Source organism: Bacillus sp. DTU_2020_1000418_1_SI_GHA_SEK_038, from assembly GCF_032341175.1.
Classification (GTDB): domain Bacteria; phylum Bacillota; class Bacilli; order Bacillales; family Cytobacillaceae; genus Cytobacillus.
Map to the genome: position 1 here is coordinate 3,829,018 of NZ_CP135435.1, position 20,068 is coordinate 3,849,085.

Consider the following 20,068-nt stretch of genomic DNA (forward strand, 5'->3'; position numbering starts at 1 on the left):
AGTCCACTTCCATCAGTTCAATCGTTCTATTCCTTCTTCCCGAGTTATTTGGTTGTTACTTGACATATTCCATCATCATTTTCACGCGTAATGAGTTTATTGTTTGTAAACCATTTCCTTTTTACTCCAAAAACTCCTCATTAACAACTGCCTAAGCTACTTCATACAATATTCAAAAAACGGAGTTGATCTTCATGGTGAAATGGATCGATGTCTCTACCTCAAAGCATCAATTAAAATTATTTGATGGAAGGAAATTAATAAAAACCTATCCGATTGCCGTAGGAAAAATGCTGACTCCAACACCTACCGGAACATACACGATTATCAATAAACAACGTAATCCCGGCGGACCATTTGGAGTACTTTGGATGGGATTGTCGAAACCCAGTTATGGAATTCACGGTACAAATAACCCTGCATCAATCGGAAAGAATGTCTCAAAAGGATGTATTCGAATGTTCAATCATGATGTTCTAGACCTATCATCCAGAGTTCGGGTTGGGACTAGTGTTTATATTCATAAATGAGTTACTTTTGTTTATAATTGGAGAAAAAACCTTAAGTTGATGGTGACGCTGATGAAAATCTTTATTGAAAAATTATGTGAAACAGATTTTGAAAGGTTATTTATATTTGATTTAGAAAACAGACATTTCTTCGAAACCATGGTTCCCAGCCGCGGAGATGATTACTATGAGTATGACAACTTTAAATTGAAGAATGAAGCTTTGCTAGAAGAACAAAGTCGGGGGATATCTTACTTTTATTTAATTAAAGATGAAAGTGACTCTATTCTAGGAAGAATCAATTTAGTCGATATTGACCCAGTTGAAAGGGTTGGATCTGTTGGTTATCGAATTGGGGAAGTACACACTGGCCAAGGCATTGCTAATCATGCGCTCAAAATGCTGCTAGAGGAAGTATCTGAGTTAGGGGTGAAGCACATTAAGGCCATGACCACGACAGATAATGTTGCTTCTCAAAAAGTACTGGAAAAGAACAGATTTGTGCTAATGGCGGCAAGAGAGGAAGATTCGAATTTGAATGAGGAAAATGGATTCATTTATTATAGTTGGAGCGAAGAAGATTCGCTTACAAAAGCCGATTAAAAGTAAACGTAACATTATTTAAAAGAGCTTTAGGATTCCAAAGCTCTTTTCCTATTTCGCTTGATGTTTTTCAAGCATTTCTTTCAAATATTCTTCCGATTTTCCTTTTGGGATACTAAGACTCTCCCATTTTTCACCTTTAACCTGTTTACCAATATAAACAATTTGTCCCACGTGATAAGCATAATGTGCCATTTGCCTTTCAATTGCTTCTAGAACCATATGACTTTCTCCACGAATTTTTATAGTTTTTAATAAATCTTGCTCACTTAAACCAGTTAATGTATCGATTAAAGTTTTCCAACCCTTTTCCCAAACTATTATAAGCTCTGATTTTGAAGAAATATCATCTATGAATTCTTCATCACGATTTCTATTTTCCTTTTCCCCGTCTGAAGTTAAAAAGTCGGTCCATCTTGAAACCATATTTCCGCTCAAATGCTTTACTATTATGGCAACACTATTTGACTCGTTATTATATGACCAATATGTTTCTTCCTCAGACAATTGATTTATCGTTTTATCTCCAAGGCTTTTTACACTTTTAAATCTTTCAATGACAATCTTCAAATATTCGCTTCCAATATTCATAATCATCCCTCACAAAACACATGATTTATCGAAAATATTGATCAATAGCAATTAAAATACTTTGTAAACATAAATAACCTTATCCACTGGTTTTCCATAACCTTGTTACATTTCTTAACTCTCTGCCGTCAAAGGTTAGTTTATAAATATCTGGCATATCGAGTTTTTTCCAGAATAAAAAATCATATTGCTGATCAAAGTAATTCATTATTAGAACCATAATGTTACCATGTGTACCAATAACGATATTTTTACCTTCGTACTTATCTAATATCTGAAAAGTGGCAGCCACGCCTCTTTTTTGAGCGACAGCATTGGATTCTCCGCCTTCCCATGAGAATGATTCATCTTCCCAAACCTTTGTTATCGCAAAAGTAAAATCCTCCACAGGGCCAGAAGTTAATTTACGCTCTCTAAACCCTTCTACAATTTCTATCTCTCTATTAAAATAATTTGCAGCCGCTTCAACTGTTTGAACTGCGCGACTATATGGGCTTGAAATAACAATATCGATTTGCTCTACTTTCAATATTTCAGTAATCTCATATGCATCAACAAATCCTCTTTTCGATAATGGTCTGCCTAACTCGTCAGGTGTATATGTAGAATGGGCATGTCTGACAAAATATAAATGGGTCATACAAAAACCAGCTCCAAATTATTATGTTCATTTAGAAAGCGTATTGGACCTTATATGCTATCTATTTGTATTAGGGATTACTTATATGTGAATAAAACTACCTTACATGTATTGCATATATAATCAGAGATTTTTTCTATGTATCAATATTTAATATTGGTAAGTGTTAGTTTTCCGGATGAGGAGGATACCGCTATGGACGGCATCCCATTGACTTTTGTGGGATAAGTTTTACTCGTGAGGTTCCCATCACGACCACTTGTTTTTATAAATTAAAGAGATGGAGCTTTCATCATCATTTCTTTCACTAATTCTCGATTACGCTTTTGAAAGACTTCATTGTGTGACGAAACCATGGCATATTTATTTGCTGTAGGTTGGATATATTGTTTTGCTTTGTTAACGGCGTTTGCTGCATCTTGAAAACAGCCAGCTATTAAATTTACTTTCCCATCATAGCTTAGAATATCTCCAGCAGCATAAATTCCTTCGATCGAGGATTCGCTTGTCGAATTCCCAGCAATATAAAAATCATTCACCATTGCTATATTCAATTCACTATTCTTTAGTAAACTCGTATCCTGTTCATAACCATGATTGATGATGACTTCATCAATGTTTAAGTATGTAATTTCTCCTGTTTCTTTATGTGTCAGCTCCACACTTTTAATTCTTTCATGATTTTCACAAGCAAGCAGCTTTGTAATGCCCGTTTGTGAGAGACAGATAACGGAACTATTCATTAACTGTGTCACCTGTGCTTCATGACCTGATAGAGTTTCTTTCCTATAGGTTATATAAACCTTTTTAGTAATCGGCTCTAATTCATTAGCCCAGTCAATCGCCGTATTTCCTCCGCCCGAAATAATCACTGTTTTATCTTTAAACTGCATAAGAGATTGTACTGTGTAATGAATATTTGTGATTTCAAATCTATCTGCCCCTTCAATATCTAACTTTTTAGGGTTCAAAATTCCACTGCCTACAGCTACAATGACCGTTTTCGAGTAATGCGTTTGTCCTGATTCTGCATTAAGTATAAATATTCCATCTTGATTACGTGAAATTGATTCTATTTTTTCGTTCAACACGACTTCTGGATCAAAGGTTAACCCTTGCTCTACTAGCTGCTCGATTAGCTTTGCCCCAGGAATAGGTGTTAATCCCCCGACATCCCAAATCATTTTTTCCGGGTAAACATGGATTTTTCCACCTAGATGAGGCTGATATTCGATGAGTTTTGTTTTCATTTCCCTTAGTCCACTGTAAAAAGTAGAATATAACCCTGCTGGTCCGCCCCCAATTACCGTGACATCGAATAATTCCTCTTGATTCATCTCCATCCACTCCCTTAACCAATCGTAATTGATTATCATTATCAATAAGGATAAGGGATATACACTTAATTTACAATATCAATTTTCCTAATATTGACTTGAATCTCATATTCTTGACGCTAAAATAGGTGAAAATCCATATCGCATAGAGGGAAATGAAAATAATCTCTCTGCATTTTTTTCAAAATGCATTAACATGTTTATTTTCTGTTGACATTCCACAAAGGGCGATTTATATTTAAGCCATGAACGATATTGATAATCATTATCATTTTTAACAGGAGGTCATACATAGTGGTTCGCCTATATACAGATGACTTAAGCATTGGTTATGGTGAACGGTTAATTGTCAAAAATCTCAGTGTAGATATTCCGGATAAAAAAATCACAACCATTATTGGATCCAATGGCTGCGGGAAATCAACATTATTAAAGGCGATTACTCGTATTATTTCCCATCAATCTGGTGCAGTCCTTCTTGATGGAAAAAATTTTTTTAAAGAACATACAAAAATACTTGCTAAAAAAATGGCCATCCTTCCTCAAACACCAGAAAGTGCTAGCGGTTTAACCGTTGGGGAGCTAGTATCCTATGGACGCTTTCCCTATCAAACTGGATTTGGAAGATTAACAAAAAAAGATTATGAAGTAATTGATTGGGCGCTTGAAGTGACAGGCACAATTGACTATAAGTATCGTCCAGTAGATGCCCTTTCCGGAGGTCAGCGTCAACGAGTATGGATTGCCATGGCTCTTGCCCAAGAAACAGAAATCATTTTTCTTGATGAACCTACGACCTATTTAGATATGGCTCACCAGCTTGAGGTTTTAGAATTATTACAGAAATTAAATCGAGAACAGGATCGAACGATTATTATGGTTCTTCATGATTTAAACCAGGCTGCACGTTTCGCTGACTATATCATTGCCCTTAAAGATGGTGAAATTGTGAAAGCAGGAGCCTGTGAGGAAGTCATCGTCCCAAATGTACTCCGAGACGTTTTCCAAATCGATGCACTCATTGGACGAGATCCGAGAACCAATAAACCAATGTGTATAACTTACAATCTATTAAAAGGAGAGCATCAACATGAAAAAACTATTAGTCCCGTTTATGCTACTGCTAGTTCTAATTATTAGTGCCTGTGGAAAAGAAGAAGCTTCAGTAAAGGACAACAGCTCCACGTCAAAGGAAGAAACACCAGAATTCATTACATACCAATCTGAAACGGGGCCAATTGAAGTTCCCGCTGATCCACAAAGAGTTATTTTACTTTCTGGTTTCACTGGAAACGTCATAGATTTAGGTGTCAATGTGGTTGGTGTCGATGTATGGTCTAAAAATAACCCAACTTTTGCCCAACAATTAAAAGATGTTGAAGAAGTATCAGATGAAAACTTAGAAAAAATTATTGAATTAGAACCAGATTTAATCATTGGATTATCGAATATTAAAAACGTTGATAAATTAAATGAAATTGCTCCTACTGTAACCTACACATGGGGAAAATTAGATTATTTAGCGCAACACTTGGAAATTGGCAAACTATTGAACAAAGAGAAAGAAGCACAGGCTTGGGTTGATGACTTTAAAGTTCGTGCAGAAGCAGCTGGCGAAGAGATTCGAGCAAAAATTGGTGAAGATGCAACCGTATCCGTCATTGAGAGTTATGGTAAAGACCTTTATGTTTTCGGCGATAATTTTGCACGTGGAACAGAAATATTATATCAAGCGATGAAATTGAAAATGCCTGAAAAAGTAAAGGAAGTCGCATTGGAATCTGGTTTCTATACTTTATCAGCTGAAGTGCTTCCAGATTATGCAGGGGATTATGTCGTCCTAAGTAAATATTCCGATGCAGATACTTCTTACCAAGAAACAGAAACATACAAAAATATTCCTGCCGTTAAAAATAAACATGTATTTGAAATGAATGGTCAAGGTGCATCATTCAGTGATCCTGTTACACTGGAAAAGCATTTACAATTTTTTAAGGAATCATTTCTAGACAACTAAAACTCAAAGAGGAATTCTAACATTAGAATTCCTTTTTCCCTATTTTATCAAAAAACATTCATGGGCGTCTGTTCACAACCCAGAATGTAAATGTCATCGACTTCATTTCTCTGCGCTGGTGATTACTTCGTACATCAAGGCTTGTCTAATGAATCCGATGACAATTTAATTTCACATTAGAAAAGATGAGTGAATAATGACAACAACAAATATTCAATCTGCCAGATTCGTATACAAATTAATAATAGCTGCCCTTATATTTGTAGGCATGTTTGTAGTCGCAATGGTTTTTGGAGCAGCAGATATCACGTTGAAAGATGTGTGGTTAGCTCTTACATCTTCTACTTCTGGGGATAAACTTTCGATTATCCGTGAAATTCGTTTGCCTCGTGAAATAGCTGCTATCTTTGTTGGCGCGGCACTGGCCGTATCTGGTGCCATTATGCAAGGAATGACAAGAAATCCACTTGCTGATCCAGGATTACTTGGATTATCAGCTGGGGCTTATGCGGCACTGGCTATAACCATTGCCTTCCTTCCATCTGCCAATTACTTTATGACGATGATTGCCTGTTTTATTGGTGCATCGCTTGGGGCTATAATGGTTTTTGGAATAAGTGCTGTGAAAAAAGGGGGATTCTCCCCTCTTCGAATTGTATTAGCTGGATCGGCGATTTCCGCTTTCTTATTCGCGATCGCAGAAGGGGTCGGCCTTTATTTTAAAATTTCAAAAGATGTCTCCATGTGGACAGCAGGGGGAATGATTGGGACGACTTGGAAGCAACTCCAAATCATTGTTCCCTTTATTATTATTGGGATAATCGTTTCCTTTTTCCTTGCAAGACAACTCACGATTCTCAGCTTGAGTGAAGAAGTGGCTGTAGGATTAGGTCAAAAAATCAAACTAATTAAAGCTGCACTTTTTATTGTTATTATCATTCTTGCAGGTGCATCTGTTGCCCTAGTTGGGAATATGGCCTTTATTGGTCTCATGATTCCACATATCGTTCGTGCATTTGTTGGAACCGATTATCGGTTCATTTTACCAATGTCTGCTATTATTGGCGCCACGTTTATGCTGTTTGCCGATACACTTGGCCGTACCATTCATGCACCATATGAAACACCAGTCATAGCGATTGTAGCCATACTTGGTTTACCATTCTTCCTGATCATCGTTCGAAAAGGAGGAAGAACATTCATATGATACATCCAACATTAATCAAGAAACAGCGAATAATCATTTGTATATCTCTATTACTGATTTTAGCTACCATCATTATTGGAATGGGAATGGGATATTCTTCACTTTCTTACGACAGATTAATTCCAACTCTTTTGGGTCAAGGCACGTTTAAAGAGGATTTTGTTTTGTTCTCTGTCCGATTGCCACGAATTTTTATTACATTATTAGCCGGCATGGCACTTGCTTTATCTGGTGCTATTTTACAAGGAATCACAAGGAATGATTTAGCAGATCCAGGCATTATCGGTATTAACTCCGGTGCAGGTGTTGCCATTGCCATTTTCTTTTTGTTTTTCCCGATTGAGGTAGGATCATTTGTCTATATGATTCCACTAGTTGCGTTTGGAGGTGCACTCCTTACAGCATGCTGCATTTATTTGTTAGCCTATAAAAAAAATACTGGTCTGCAGCCAGTCAATTTAGTGCTCATCGGGGTCGGATTCTCCATGGCTCTTTCCGGTGCTATGATTGTCCTAATTTCATCAGCAGACCGCACAAAAGTGGATTTCATCGCCAAATGGTTAGCCGGAAATATTTGGGGCACTGATTGGCCTTTTATTTTGGCTCTCTTACCTTGGTTACTGATTCTTATCCCCTTTACTTTATATAAAGCAAATCGATTAAATCTGTTAGGCCTAAGCGAACCTATGGCGATTGGAGTTGGGGTTTCTATTGAAAAAGAACGGATTGTTTTACTATTAACAGCTGTTGCCTTAGCAGCTTCGGCCGTATCTGTCACAGGAGGAATTACCTTTATCGGACTGATGGCCCCACATATTGCAAAAGCTTTAGTAGGACCTAGACATCAACTATATATCCCCATCGCTATTCTGCTCGGCGGCTGGTTATTATTATTTGCCGACACAATCGGTCGTAATATCATTGAACCTAGTGGAGTACCCGCTGGTATAATGATCTCACTAATCGGCGCACCTTACTTTGTGTATTTATTATTAAAGAAATAAGAAGAATAGTAATTAATTTTGTAATAGCATAATTAAACCCTTGAAATTTTTCAAGGGTTTAATTTAAATAAAAATCTAACGAAGTGTTTTTAAGGAATGATAAAAGGTGGAGGAGTTCATTATATTTTAAATTTTGTAATAAAATATAATTCACTTTGAAACTTTTCTAGAAGCTCGTTGAAAGAGGAATTTATTAATAGTGGAAAAAGGTTCTCTAGTGCCTCGCTGTAGTTCTGACCTAATGCTTCCCGCATCACAATAAATTTATGAAAGAGCAGAGCTTTTTCAAAATCAATACCTAGTTCATATAAGCCTTTGTGCAATTCTTCTTTCGGAATTTGTTTAATTTTCTTATAGACTTTTTCATTTTTTTCGATAAATTTCACCTCTAAATAATGGGTAGCGTAATCTGTGTATACCATTTGGCCAATATCATTTGCTTCTTTTTTTGAATAATTAAAGCCAATAACCCGGCCATCTTTATTTTCACGGATGATAAAAGGGGTATTTCCTTGCAAATGCTTAATAAAATTTTTTACGTTTTTATCAAAGATTTTATTAAATTGAATAATTTGATATAGTTTGACTGCAAAATCTTTATGTTCTTCACCGACAACAAATAATCTGTCAACAATTGGCAATAGTTTTAATACACCCTCGGAAAGCTGACTAGATGCATCATATATAATAATATCGTACTCTTTCTTCATCTTTTTAACTTTGCTTTTTTGCTCTGCTAAAGTTAACTTTGAAAATTCGTGAATAAAATCCTCTGAATTCTCTTCTTTTTCTAAAGTCCCATAGGAAATAAATGCCGCAGATAAAGACGTGTTGATCTTAAGCCATCTAAAAATTGATAAAGACAATTCCGTTACACCTGATTTTGCTTTTGGTGAATAAAAACCTACTAAATACATTTACCTCACCTGCCTTTTATTAAAATAATATTCAAAAAGGAAGTTAATGTCAGGGACAACCCCCTACATCTCTACTTATCTTTAATTAAAAGTTTTATCCTCCCAGCAGGACTACGAGAACCCTGCATAAAAACAACATATAACTATAAATAATCGGCAAAACTACATATGATTTGGCAACTTAGAGAATGAGGTGTTTGGATTGAAGCCATATGTAGAGGTTAGGAATGTATCGAAGATTTTTGGCAAATCGCCTAAAGCTGCCATTGATTTATTAAAGCAAGGCAAAACAAAAAAAGAAATATTGAAAGTAACAGGACAGACAGTTGGTGTTAATAATGTGAATTTCGAAATATACCCTGGTGAAATTTTTGTCATCATGGGGTTATCCGGTAGTGGAAAATCTACCTTAATCCGCATGTTTAACAGGCTGATTGATCCTTCAATTGGAGAAATTCTAATTGAAAATGAAGACATCGTGAAGATGAATGCAGCACGACTTCGGGAAGTTAGACAAAAGAAGATTAGCATGGTCTTTCAGAACTTTGCCTTATTTCCTCATAAAACTATTTTGGAAAATACTGAATTTGGACTCGAGATCAAGAATGTCCCTCCTGATGAACGCCGAGAAAAAGCGATGAATGCCCTTGAAGTGGTCGGGTTAAAAGGCTATGAAAATCAGCTGCCATCCCAGTTGAGCGGCGGAATGCAGCAGAGGGTAGGTCTTGCGCGAGCTCTTGCAAGCGATACAAAAATCTTATTGATGGATGAGGCTTTCAGTGCTTTAGACCCGTTAATTCGTAAAGACATGCAGGATGAGTTGCTGGAAATTCAAGAACAATACAAGAAAACGATTATTTTTATCACCCACGACTTAGATGAAGCACTTCGAATCGGGGACAGAATTGCATTAATGAAAGATGGCAGTGTCATTCAATTAGGTACTCCTGAACAAATTATGATGAATCCTGCAAATGAATTCGTTGAGAAGTTCGTTGAAGATGTTGACCTATCCAAAGTACTAACGGCATCCCATGTAATGAAACGACCTGAAAAAATCAGTCCAGATAGAGGCCCAAGGGTGGCTCTGGAAATTATGAGAAAGCAAGGTTATTCCAGCATATTTATCGTTGATCGAAAGAATAAGTTATTAGGTGTGTTAACGGCTGAACAAGCACGTCAGGCCATTGATCAAAACCAATCGATTTCCGAAGCAATGACAACCGACATCCCCACTGTTTCAGAAGATGCATTGCTTGTCGATTTTATGGATGATATGGCAACTTCAAGTCTGCCCTTGTCGGTTATTGATGAAGAGAAAAGATTGAAAGGAATCGTTATTCGCGGAGCCCTTATAGGTGCATTAGCGGGGAATAAAGATTCTTTGAACGATTTGGAGAGTGATTGAACATGCCGAAAATCCCATTAGGAGAATGGATCGATACGCTCGTTAGCTGGGTAACCGTTGCATTTGCTGGATTATTTTCAATAATAACTAGTTCGGTTGAAGGTCTGTTAAATATTTTAGTTGATGTATTAAGTGCAGGACCGCCTATCGTATTAATTATCATCTTAACCCTTCTGGTCACCTATACGAGCAGATGGCCGTTAGGGATTTTTACGCTGATTAGCCTACTGTTGATTGATAATCTTGGTTATTGGGAATCAAGCATCCAAACACTGGCCATTGTCATTTTATCAGGATTGCTTACTATAGTTATTGGGATCCCAATTGGAATCTGGTGTGCACAAAGTAAAAACGTTCAAAACATCATTACACCCATTTTAGACTTTATGCAAACGATGCCAGCATTTGTTTATTTAATTCCATCTATTTTATTTTTTGGAATTGGAGTCGTACCAGGAATAATTGCTTCGTTTATTTTCGCAATTGCCCCGACCATCCGGATGACCAATCTTGGCATTCAGGAAGTGCCGAAAGATTTAATTGAGGCCTCGGATGCTTTCGGATCTACGACTAGCCAAAAATTATTCAAAGTCCAATTACCATTAGCCACTCCAACGATTATGGCTGGAGTGAATCAAAGTATCATGCTTGCCCTTTCAATGGTTGTTACAGCTTCATTAGTTGGAGCGCCAGGACTTGGAGCGGATGTTTATCGAGCTGTCAGTCAAATAAACGTGGGACAAGGCTTTGAAGCCGGATTATCCATCGTCATCATTGCCATCATTCTCGACCGGATCTCGCAAAACTTTCGCAAGCCTGCTTATGAGAATATCGTAAGACCAAAAATTGTCTTATCCATTTTAGCGATCCTTCTAGTAGTCACCGCATTCACTTTAATATTTACAAAAAGCAATGCAGTCGATGAAAATGCGAATGGGATTGGTGCCCAAACGGATTATGAAATCATCGGAATTGAGCCTGGGGCAGGAATCATGATGCAAGCTAATCAAGCAATTGAGGATTACGGATTAGATAATTGGCAGCTTGTCGAAGGCTCCTCAGCAGCAATGGTTGCTGTTTTAAAGAAAGCAATTGATAACAAAAAACCTATTATTGTTACTGGATGGTCACCGCATTGGATGTTCTCCTCATTCGATTTGAAGTATCTTGAAGACCCGAATGGATCCTTTGGAGGGACTGAAGATATAAATACAGTCGTAAGAAAAGGCCTTAAAGAGGATTCTCCCGGTGCTTATAGGATCCTTGATCAATTCTTCTGGGAAACGAGTGACATGGAAAATATTATGGTTGAAATTGAAGGAGGCATGGATCCAGCTGAAGCTGCTGAAAAATGGATTAATGCTAATCAGGACAAAGTGTCTCAATGGACAAACGGTGCTCAAGCGGGTAATGGTGAAAAGCTCAAGCTTGTCTACGTTGCCTGGGACACAGAAATAGCGAGTACAAATGTAATTAGTAAGGTGCTTGAACAGAATGGCTACGATGTAACGATGAGCCAAGTCGAAGTCGGTCCCATGTTTGCTGGAGTTGCAAACGGAAGCGCCGATGCAATGGTCGGTGCATGGCTGCCAAGTACCCATCGTGAATATTATAACACCTATAAGAATGATATCATTGACCTTGGTCCAAACCTTCAAGGCACAAAAAATGGCCTAGTTGTGCCAGATTATGTTGGGATCAATTCGATTGAGGAAATGAAATAAGAAAGAGTGCAGGTCAAAATGTCCGTCAGCAGCGTTATGATGACATTTTGACTCTTTCTTTTTTATAATGTTCTTTATAGTGCCTCCCTTAATCAAATTAATGACTCTTTTTTTAAAATAGGAGGATGAATCAGATGGCACTATTACAATTTCTCAAATTCTATTAATGAATATCATGCTTTTTAAAACTACCGCCCTTCACTTCTTCTACTTCGTAAACCGTAACAAAGGCATTTTCGTCAATTTCTTGAATGATTTCTTTCATTTTGCTATCTTCTAACCTGTTAATCACACAAGTAATTTCTTTGAATTGTTCATTTGAATAACCGCCTTGTACTAACTTATACGTTGTTCCACGCCCTAAGCGGTCACGAATGGTCTCCGCCATTAACTCAGGTTTTGTTGTGATAATTTTATAGGTTTTAGATCCGCTTAAACCTACTTCAACAATGTCAATAACTTTGGAAGCAATAAAGTAAGCAATTCCTGATAGAAAAGCTCCTTGAAGGCCAAATACTGTTGAGACAACAATAAAAACAAACATATTTAAGAATAAGATAAGATCACTTGTTCCAAAAGGCAACTTTCGGGAAAAGAGTACAGCTAACATATCAATTCCATCTAATGCGCCGCCATTACGTAATGCTAGCCCCATCCCAAAACCGATGATTATGCCACCAACAACTGTTACTAACAATGTATCACCATGAATAATGGTTGGTACATGTTGCATAAGGATAGTACCAGCTGCTAGTGAAGCAATCCCGATAACCGAATAAATAGCAAAGCTCTTTCCAATTTGTTTATACCCTAAAAATACGAATGGAATATTCAATACTGCAATGAGAAGCCCTAAAGGTAATCCAATTAATTGAGAACCAACGATGCTTAGTCCTGTTACACCGCCGTCTGATACATTGTTTGGAATTAGTACCGATTCCAGGCCGTAAGCTGTTATAAAGGCACCAATAATAATTAATAATATTCGTGAAACTATTTTGATTTTATTAGGTTTTTGCTTTGGATTTGTACTCATTTTAATTTCCTCGTTTCAATTTTCTTTTTTTCACTTTTATATTTTCTTAATCATAGATTAATGGTATTTTTTACACTTTCAAATGTCAAATGTCGATCTGCAGGATAAATTTATTATTGCTAAAGCACAAAAGAGGCTGCCCTCAAAAGAGGCAGCCTTCTCCAAAAAAACTGACAATCTCCCTATCACAACCAAGTACCGCTTTAGCTGTAAAATTCCGGTTTTCGGTCTCTTACGCTTGGCAGTTTTTCCCGCACCCGGCGGATCCGGTCTAAATCTAGATCAGCGAAGAATAACGTTTCTTCCTCACCCGCGCTAGCTAGGACAATTCCCATTGGGTCAACAATCAGACTGCGTCCGGAAAAAATATCGCCAACAAGGTCGGCGCCGCAAACGAACATCGTATTTTCAATCGACCGTGCGCGAATCAGCGTCTGCCAATGCTCCTCTTTCATCGGGCCCGCTACCCATCCGGCAGGAACAAACAGGACATCCGCTTCCTGAAGTGCAAATTGTCTAGCGATTTCTGGGAAACGCAATTCATAGCATACCATTAAGCCAATTTTTCCAAACTCTGTTTCTACTACTTTATATTGATTATCTCCTGCAATAATCGTATCTGATTCTTTATAACTAAAAGCATCATATAAATGTGTTTTTCGATAATAATGGATGAGCTCACCTTGACGGTTAATAAACACGGTAGTGTTATAGGCGCGTTTTTGATCATCCGCTTTTGGTTCATACATCCCGCAAACGACATAGATTTCATTTTCACGGGCAGCCTGTGCAAGGCCGGAAACAAACGGACCATCTAGCGGTTCCGCTACCTCAACAGGCAATACACCAGACTTTGGTGTGGCAAGCGCCATATAAAATTCCGGAATAATGACAAAGTCTGCGCCTTTACTTTTTGCTTTCTCAATGTATTGGATCGCCTTCTCTAAATTAGAGGCCTTATCAACACTTGTGGATAATTGTGCAATTGCGACTCTCATGAAAGTGAGTACCTCCTAAAAATGATAGTTTTCATCTATTTTAATCTATTTTACTGTTATATTGGGGACTTTTTTAACAATTTGTAATTATGAACTAAATGATGATTCACTTATCTTGTTGAGTTTAGTGCATCCGCAAACCTTTTTATTCCTTCCTTTATGGTCTCTTCATTCTCTCTAGCAAAGGTGAATCGTGCATAATATTTTTTCGAGCCCATCATTGACCCAGGAACATAGATTAATCCTCGCTTTATAGAGTTTTCCAATAGCTTCATTTCATCTACATCTCTTTTTAATTTGATCCAAATATGGATTCCACCTTGGGGAATTGTAAACTCCACTTGATCTTTTAGAAAATCATTAAAACTTAGTACAATTTGATTGCGCCGACTTTCTAATTCCTTCACTAAATTCTTAATATGAGAATGGAATTGCGCTGATTCTAAAAAGTCATTAGCGATCCACTGGGTAAAACTTGCATGTCCAAAATCAATTTGTTGTTTGGCATCAGATAATCTCTCTATTACCGATCGCGGTCCGATAATCCAGCCAATTCTTAAACCGGAAGCAACGACCTTTGATAAAGAGCTAATGTATAGGACATTTCCGTGTTTGTCCAAGGATTTTAATGTTGCAATTTCTTCTCCTTTAAAAGGGGTTAAACTATATGGATCGTCTTCCACAACAGGAATTCCATGTTCTGATGATATTTCTAAAATAGCTTTTAACTGGCTCTCTTTTAGCAAAGTACCTGTTGGATTTTGAAAAGCAGGATTTAAAAATATCATTCTTATCCGATGCTTTTTATGTAATTCTAGTAACTCACTTGGATCTAAACCATCGTCATTTACTGGTAAATAGAAAATTTTCAAACCTGCTGATTTAAATATTGGCAGATTATAATGATAGGATGGATCTTCAATCACCACTGCATCACCGGGTTTTAATAAGCATTGAACAACTAGGTGTAAAGCTTGTTGTGCACCGGATGTAATAAGTATGGAAGATGGATTCGTTTCAATATTGCGAAGCTCTTTCACATGCTTTGTAATGGTAGTCCTTAATATTGCATTCCCCTGTGGATGATCATAGCCTAACCTCCCGATAAAAGACCGTGTTGAAGTAATCTCCCTTAAAGTGTTCACTGGAAAGAGGTCCTCCGATAATTCACCACTAGCTAAGTTGATTAACTTTTGCTCTTCCATCTCTTTACGTATTCTTTGCGCAACCGGCAGATTAGGTAAAAATGAACCTGCTTCAATATATCTGCTCCAACTAGGGATACGTTTTTTTGTGATCCCCCATATATCTTTACTTATAGTCGTACCGCTTCCACGATTCCGTTGAATGAGGCCAATTGATTCGAGCTCATCATATGCAGCGACAACCGTACTCCTATTTATATTTAACTCTTTTGCTAAGTATCTCTCCGAGGGCAGTTGTTTATCTGGCGGAAAAGTTCCATCAGCAATGCCATTTTCAATAAACTCAGCAATTTGTTTATAAATCGGTTTCTTAGCTTTTCGATCAATATTCCAGTCCATTTATTTGCATCCCTTTTTACATACTCTTTTTATTATTGTAACCTAGGTTTCCTATTTATCTTTGATAAAAAAAAAATAACCTATTAAGCCATTGGGGCCAATAGGTTTTTTGCGTTAATTTCATTATACGGAAGTGCTAATATACATACCAAGTGCAATGACAGACAATAGAATTACGATAATATATATGATTGATAAGTTTGCAGTATTTTTTTTAGCTGATCCGCTATAATTTTTGTCACTTTTACTTACTGCCATTATTGTCCCTACCACAGCTAGTATTGAAGTAATTACGACAAAAGCAATCAACAAATTCATAATCCACCTCTTTACTGTATTTTTTGTAAAAAGAATATTAGGGGATATTCTTGTATAATATTCGTTCAATTAATCACTATAAAATAAATTGCAACATTTGTACCCATCCACTTTTTAATAAATTTCACCATCCACTTTAGCGTACTACACATTTTCCTCTTATTTGGACAATTGGAAAAACTGAATACCAAATGGATGATGGATTAAAAGCGTTGTGAATGTTCAGCAAGTGCATATACCCCGAATGACAAATTCGTTTTTAATAAACCCGAGTGATGCCAGGATTTTTTTTATAAACAGAATTTGAATACTCAATTTTAAGATTAAAAAATCGCTAAAGGTACATATTAAAATTGAATCATTACATTTATGAAAAACGGAGGTTACATCAATGAAATACAAATGGCTCATTTCTATTTTCTCTGCTTTTCTCTCGGTAAGTCTTTTATCGGCATGTAATTTAGGAAATAACGAGATGAATGATCAAGATGGCGGTAATTATCGTCCTGTTCGATATGACCCCAATATGGATAATAATCGAATAGACGGCCCTTTGACTCCTGATAGAGGCTTTGATAGGAACAATAATTTAAACAGAGGCCGAGATATAGATATAGAACCGAGAGATGTACCTCAACCTGGTCAGCCTGAACCAGATACACCATTTAATATGGATGAAGAACGAAGAGGTTTTTAAACAATCATTATAAAAAAACGCCAATTTTCCCCAGTAACGCTGAATAACAGAAAAAGAACCGATTTTCTTCATAAGGAAGGACAATCGGTTCTTTTATTTAAAATACTCCTTCATTTAAATGAAAACTAGAAAAGCCCTCGTCATTAAGTTTTGCCGCATAAATACCGAATCGTTTCCTCGTCAGAAGTAGCGGGTAAAACAAATTGCTGATGATATTTCTCTCCACCCTTCCCCGTAATTATGATCCAATCCCCTTTTTCGGCATTGTCAACGGAATATTGAATGGCTAAAGTCCGATCGGGTATGATCAGTGCTTTTTGGGGATTATTTAATCCATGAAGTGTTGTAACCATCTCTTCATAAGAAATATGGTTCAAATCATCTAAAGTTAAAATGATCTCATCACTTAATTCGTAAGACATATTCAACATGCCCATTCTCTTACTTTCATCCCGGTTTCCCCTAAATCCAAAAACATGGAAAATACGCCTCGCTCCATGTTCTCGTGCCGTACTTAGACAGTGAAAGAAAGCATCAGATGTATGAGCATAATCAATAACAACTGTCGCTTCTTTTGGATGCTCAATAATCTCAAAACGACCCGGAACTCCCCGAAACGTTTGCAACGATTGGATGATTTCTTCACCAGGAATGTTAAGGTTTTTTATTGTTAAAAATGCCATAGCGGCATTGTATAAATTATGTCTCCCGAAGATTTTCAAATTTAGTTGATATTTCTCATCTCCTTCGGCTAAAACAGCATTCGCAGGTTCCCCTGTTTTACAGCGAGTAATTTGCAAATGATTGTTCCCTGCTTCTCCCATTGCAATAACATTTTGTACTTTGCATTTAAGGGAATGAAAGAGCTTTTCTCCCCAACTATTATAACTATTGATAATAGCTTTTCCGTCCGGTTTCAGTTGGTTAAATAAACTTGCTTTTACAGAGAAGTAGTCGTCCATACTTTGATGATAATCAAGATGTTCATGGTCAAGATTTGTAAATAAGCAATAATCGAACTCTATTCCTTCTATTCGAAATTGCAGCAAACCGTGAGAGGAAACCTCTATTATAACGATATCATCTCTACTTATTGAAAGTAGTCTATGTAATTCAAGGGCATCTATTGTTGTATTAGGAGAAGTTGAAATTTGCCCGTTAACGATGTTATAAATCGATCCAAATAAAGAACAAGAAAAACCAGCATCTTCAAGGATATGTTTTAGCATAAAGGAAGTAGTCGTCTTTCCATTCGTACCTGTAATTCCAATTGTGATATGCTTTTTAGAAGAAGTCTGATAAAATGCACTGGCAATTTGAGCAAGAGCCAATCGACTGTTGGAAACTCTGACATAGGGTACATTTAACTGTTCAATTTCTTTCTCTCCTACTACAGCACATGCACCAGCTGCTATTGCATCATCTATATAATTATGACCATCTTGCTGATATCCTGAAATAGCTATAAACAAGTCGTTTTGACCAATTTTAGATGAGTTGGCTGAAATTCCTTTAATCTCTATATGATTTAACGATTGCTCAAGTTTGTCATTACCTACGATGTTTTCCAGCAGTTGACTTAATTTCATTATTCCTTTCTCCTTTTAAATGCCGCATAAATAAATAACATTTTTTACGGTATATTAATCGGTAGCTTTTTTAATATGTCCTTTGCCGGTGTCATCCTATACAAAATTAGACATTGGAAAAATGTTAAGCGTATTTTTTCAAGAATTCTGCAAACATATTTTCTTGTAAAACAGAGTTAGAAGAACCACTTTAAGGAATAAAAAAACCCCCTACTTGAAAAAAGAAAAGTAGGGGAGAAAATTTAAACCTTCAATTTGTTTGCTTGATTCTTTTTCCACAAATATGGTTTCGGTCATATAACACTTCGCCGTTAACCATCGTGAGTTCGATTTTGACATCCTTCAATTTTTCTTGATCCACATGTAAAATGCTTTCACTTAAAATTGTTATATCTGCCAGTTTCCCCACTTCAATGCTTCCTTTTATATTTTCCTCGAAGCTTGCATACGCACCATTCCATGTATAGGCACGAATCGCTTCTAATACGGAGATGCATTGGTTTTCGCCGACAGCTTGGCCGTCCGTTGATTTTCGGTTTACAGCTGCATGAATACCTAGCATCGGATTTACGAATGTTACAGGGGCATCTGAAGCAAACGCGGCAATAATGCCTTTGTCAATATAATCCCGGGCTGGGTACATATTTTGCACGCGATCACCGTAATATTCAAGATAACGGTCACCGTTTACATACATAAACGCCGGATTAGGAATCGGTACGACGCCAAGCTTTTTCATCCGCTCTTGTAAATCAGGTGAAGCAATACCAGCATGCTCGATGCGATGACGGTGGTCTTCCCTTGGATGTTCGTTTAAAGCCGTTTCAATGCAATCCAAAATCATTTCTATGGCACGGTCACCTTGGGCATGTGCCGTAATTTGAAATCCCTTTTTATGTGCTGTGCCTAAAATCCGATTTAATTCGGCCTGGCTATAATAAATAATTCCATAATCATCTTGCTTATGAGAATATGGCTGACGGGTAGCGATGGTTGGCCCGACACTGCTGCCATCCGTGAAAAGCTTCGCTGGGCCAATTCTAAATCGATCATCTCCAAGACCTGTAATCGGGCCTGCTTGTACCATTCTTTCAACAAAATCATGTGAGTTTGTTAAAGAGCCGATTAGTGCATACACGCGCACCTTTACTTCTCCAGCATGAATGGCCTGCTGCATAATTCTTAATGAATCTGCTCCATCCCCATATGCACCAGCATCGTGAACACTTGTAATCCCCGCTTGAATAAATTCATCTGATGCAAGTTTCATCCCTTTACGAATTTCTTCCTCCGTATAGGCAGCATATTCAAATAACTGCATATGCGCATTTTCAATTAGCTTGCCTGTGAGCTGGCCATATGAATCCCGTTCAATAATCCCTCCATCTGGATCAGATGTTTTTTCTGTAATACCTGCTATTTCAAGGGCTTTACTGTTGGCTATTGAGAAATGATTACATGTACGGATAATGACAATTGGATGTTCGGTTGAAATCGCATCTAGTTCTTCTTTTGTCGGGAAACGGTTTTCCACTAATGAAGATTCTTTAAAGCCCCAAGCCCGAACCCAATTTCCTTTAGGCGTTTCTTGACATTTTTTTCGTAAATCAATAAAAATGTCCTCAAGGCACTTTATATGTGGAGCAATACAGCTTACGCCTAATAAATTGGTCCCATAAATCGTTAAATGCAAATGGGCATCATTGAATCCCGGAATAAGGCTTTTTCCATTTAAATTTATAATCTCAGTGTCCTCTGTTTGATAAGTTAAAACCTCTTCGGTGGATCCAACGGCTATAATTCGATTTCCCTTTATGGCTACAGCTTCTGCAACACTGTTATGTGGATCGACGGTTATTACCTCGCCATTAATAAAAATCTTATCTGCCTTCATTGTTTCTGTCCCTTCTGTATAAAATCAGACCTATG

The 20,068-nt window shown here is 37.2% G+C and carries 18 protein-coding genes; 9 read left to right on the forward strand and 9 right to left on the reverse strand.

What is annotated here, in order from left to right; genetic code table 11:
• Positions 1-194 precede the first annotated feature (194 nt).
• The gene (locus RRV45_RS19180; protein ID WP_315666255.1) at positions 195-530 is read left to right on the forward strand and encodes a L,D-transpeptidase; all 336 of its coding nucleotides are present in this window, start codon (positions 195-197) and stop codon (positions 528-530) included.
• Positions 531-581: 51 nt separating this feature from the next.
• Positions 582-1,112, forward strand: a complete 531-nt coding sequence (locus RRV45_RS19185) for a GNAT family N-acetyltransferase (RefSeq protein WP_315666256.1) — start codon at positions 582-584, stop codon at positions 1,110-1,112.
• Positions 1,113-1,163: 51 nt separating this feature from the next.
• Here the strand turns inward: RRV45_RS19185 and RRV45_RS19190 are convergent, their stop codons facing one another.
• The 3 genes from RRV45_RS19190 to RRV45_RS19200 form a co-directional block, all read right to left on the reverse strand.
• Positions 1,164-1,703: a DUF1572 domain-containing protein gene (locus RRV45_RS19190; RefSeq protein WP_315666257.1), complete on the reverse strand. Its 540-nt coding sequence runs from the start codon at positions 1,701-1,703 to the stop codon at positions 1,164-1,166.
• Positions 1,704-1,782: 79 nt separating this feature from the next.
• Complete coding sequence (locus tag RRV45_RS19195) at positions 1,783-2,343, reverse strand: histidine phosphatase family protein (RefSeq protein WP_315666258.1); 561 nt, start codon at positions 2,341-2,343, stop codon at positions 1,783-1,785.
• 272 nt (positions 2,344-2,615) lie between these two features.
• Positions 2,616-3,680, reverse strand: coding sequence for an NAD(P)/FAD-dependent oxidoreductase (locus RRV45_RS19200; RefSeq protein ID WP_315666259.1), 1,065 nt, complete (start codon positions 3,678-3,680; stop codon positions 2,616-2,618).
• Positions 3,681-3,974: 294 nt separating this feature from the next.
• Here RRV45_RS19200 and RRV45_RS19205 point away from each other — a divergent pair, with 294 nt between their 5' ends.
• From RRV45_RS19205 to RRV45_RS19220, 4 genes are all read left to right on the forward strand, one after another.
• Positions 3,975-4,820, forward strand: coding sequence for an ABC transporter ATP-binding protein (locus RRV45_RS19205; RefSeq protein WP_315666260.1), 846 nt, complete (start codon positions 3,975-3,977; stop codon positions 4,818-4,820).
• Positions 4,771-5,697: an iron-hydroxamate ABC transporter substrate-binding protein gene (locus RRV45_RS19210; RefSeq protein ID WP_315666261.1), complete on the forward strand. Its 927-nt coding sequence runs from the start codon at positions 4,771-4,773 to the stop codon at positions 5,695-5,697. Before RRV45_RS19205 ends, RRV45_RS19210 begins: the two co-directional genes overlap by 50 nt.
• Before the next feature lie 196 nt (positions 5,698-5,893).
• Positions 5,894-6,904 (forward strand): FecCD family ABC transporter permease, encoded by a 1,011-nt coding sequence (locus tag RRV45_RS19215; protein ID WP_315666262.1) that lies wholly within the window; start codon positions 5,894-5,896, stop codon positions 6,902-6,904.
• Positions 6,901-7,908, forward strand: coding sequence for a FecCD family ABC transporter permease (locus RRV45_RS19220; RefSeq protein WP_315666263.1), 1,008 nt, complete (start codon positions 6,901-6,903; stop codon positions 7,906-7,908). The genes RRV45_RS19215 and RRV45_RS19220 overlap by 4 nt, the downstream gene beginning before the upstream one ends.
• 119 nt (positions 7,909-8,027) lie before the next feature.
• Here RRV45_RS19220 and RRV45_RS19225 read toward each other — a convergent pair whose 3' ends face one another.
• Positions 8,028-8,825 carry a hypothetical protein gene (locus tag RRV45_RS19225; RefSeq protein WP_315666264.1) on the reverse strand — a complete coding sequence of 266 codons (798 nt, stop codon included), beginning with the start codon at positions 8,823-8,825 and terminating at the stop codon, positions 8,028-8,030.
• Positions 8,826-9,027: 202 nt separating this feature from the next.
• Between RRV45_RS19225 and RRV45_RS19230 the strand changes: the two genes are divergently transcribed.
• On the forward strand, positions 9,028-10,233 hold the full coding sequence (locus tag RRV45_RS19230) for a quaternary amine ABC transporter ATP-binding protein (protein ID WP_315666265.1): 1,206 nt from the start codon (positions 9,028-9,030) through the stop codon (positions 10,231-10,233).
• Between the two features lie 2 nt (positions 10,234-10,235).
• Positions 10,236-11,957, forward strand: a complete 1,722-nt coding sequence (locus RRV45_RS19235) for a glycine betaine ABC transporter substrate-binding protein (RefSeq protein ID WP_315666266.1) — start codon at positions 10,236-10,238, stop codon at positions 11,955-11,957.
• A 163-nt stretch (positions 11,958-12,120) separates the two neighbouring features.
• On the opposite strand, the gene RRV45_RS19240 is transcribed toward RRV45_RS19235, so the two are convergent.
• The 3 genes from RRV45_RS19240 to RRV45_RS19250 all read right to left on the reverse strand — a co-directional run bounded on the left by RRV45_RS19240 (position 12,121) and on the right by RRV45_RS19250 (position 15,535).
• On the reverse strand, positions 12,121-12,993 hold the full coding sequence (locus RRV45_RS19240; protein ID WP_315666267.1) for a YitT family protein: 873 nt from the start codon (positions 12,991-12,993) through the stop codon (positions 12,121-12,123).
• A 203-nt stretch (positions 12,994-13,196) separates the two neighbouring features.
• Complete coding sequence (locus tag RRV45_RS19245; RefSeq protein ID WP_315666268.1) at positions 13,197-13,991, reverse strand: carbon-nitrogen hydrolase family protein; 795 nt, start codon at positions 13,989-13,991, stop codon at positions 13,197-13,199.
• A gap of 110 nt (positions 13,992-14,101) precedes the next feature.
• Complete coding sequence (locus RRV45_RS19250; protein WP_315666269.1) at positions 14,102-15,535, reverse strand: MocR-like pyridoxine biosynthesis transcription factor PdxR; 1,434 nt, start codon at positions 15,533-15,535, stop codon at positions 14,102-14,104.
• Positions 15,536-16,244: 709 nt separating this feature from the next.
• On the opposite strand from RRV45_RS19250, the gene RRV45_RS19255 reads away from it, so the two are divergent.
• Complete coding sequence (locus tag RRV45_RS19255; protein WP_315666270.1) at positions 16,245-16,550, forward strand: hypothetical protein; 306 nt, start codon at positions 16,245-16,247, stop codon at positions 16,548-16,550.
• Between the two features lie 143 nt (positions 16,551-16,693).
• Here the strand turns inward: RRV45_RS19255 and RRV45_RS19260 are convergent, their stop codons facing one another.
• Together RRV45_RS19260 and RRV45_RS19265 are read right to left on the reverse strand one after the other, a co-directional pair.
• On the reverse strand, positions 16,694-18,139 hold the full coding sequence (locus RRV45_RS19260; protein ID WP_315666271.1) for a UDP-N-acetylmuramoyl-L-alanyl-D-glutamate--2,6-diaminopimelate ligase: 1,446 nt from the start codon (positions 18,137-18,139) through the stop codon (positions 16,694-16,696).
• A 250-nt stretch (positions 18,140-18,389) separates the two neighbouring features.
• Positions 18,390-20,033, reverse strand: a complete 1,644-nt coding sequence (locus RRV45_RS19265) for an amidohydrolase (protein ID WP_315666272.1) — start codon at positions 20,031-20,033, stop codon at positions 18,390-18,392.
• Between the last annotated feature and the right edge of the window lie 35 nt (positions 20,034-20,068).

Coding starts and splice junctions, on each gene's coding strand:
- RRV45_RS19180 (WP_315666255.1), top strand. CDS start 195: ATGGTGAAATGGATCGATGTCTCTACCTCAAAGCATCAATTAAAATTA.
- RRV45_RS19185 (WP_315666256.1), top strand. CDS start 582: ATGAAAATCTTTATTGAAAAATTATGTGAAACAGATTTTGAAAGGTTA.
- RRV45_RS19190 (WP_315666257.1), bottom strand. CDS start 1,703: ATGAATATTGGAAGCGAATATTTGAAGATTGTCATTGAAAGATTTAAA.
- RRV45_RS19195 (WP_315666258.1), bottom strand. CDS start 2,343: ATGACCCATTTATATTTTGTCAGACATGCCCATTCTACATATACACCT.
- RRV45_RS19200 (WP_315666259.1), bottom strand. CDS start 3,680: ATGAATCAAGAGGAATTATTCGATGTCACGGTAATTGGGGGCGGACCA.
- RRV45_RS19210 (WP_315666261.1), top strand. CDS start 4,771: ATGAAAAAACTATTAGTCCCGTTTATGCTACTGCTAGTTCTAATTATT.
- RRV45_RS19215 (WP_315666262.1), top strand. CDS start 5,894: ATGACAACAACAAATATTCAATCTGCCAGATTCGTATACAAATTAATA.
- RRV45_RS19220 (WP_315666263.1), top strand. CDS start 6,901: ATGATACATCCAACATTAATCAAGAAACAGCGAATAATCATTTGTATA.
- RRV45_RS19225 (WP_315666264.1), bottom strand. CDS start 8,825: ATGTATTTAGTAGGTTTTTATTCACCAAAAGCAAAATCAGGTGTAACG.
- RRV45_RS19235 (WP_315666266.1), top strand. CDS start 10,236: ATGCCGAAAATCCCATTAGGAGAATGGATCGATACGCTCGTTAGCTGG.
- RRV45_RS19240 (WP_315666267.1), bottom strand. CDS start 12,993: ATGAGTACAAATCCAAAGCAAAAACCTAATAAAATCAAAATAGTTTCA.
- RRV45_RS19245 (WP_315666268.1), bottom strand. CDS start 13,991: ATGAGAGTCGCAATTGCACAATTATCCACAAGTGTTGATAAGGCCTCT.
- RRV45_RS19250 (WP_315666269.1), bottom strand. CDS start 15,535: ATGGACTGGAATATTGATCGAAAAGCTAAGAAACCGATTTATAAACAA.
- RRV45_RS19255 (WP_315666270.1), top strand. CDS start 16,245: ATGAAATACAAATGGCTCATTTCTATTTTCTCTGCTTTTCTCTCGGTA.
- RRV45_RS19260 (WP_315666271.1), bottom strand. CDS start 18,139: ATGAAATTAAGTCAACTGCTGGAAAACATCGTAGGTAATGACAAACTT.
- RRV45_RS19265 (WP_315666272.1), bottom strand. CDS start 20,033: ATGAAGGCAGATAAGATTTTTATTAATGGCGAGGTAATAACCGTCGAT.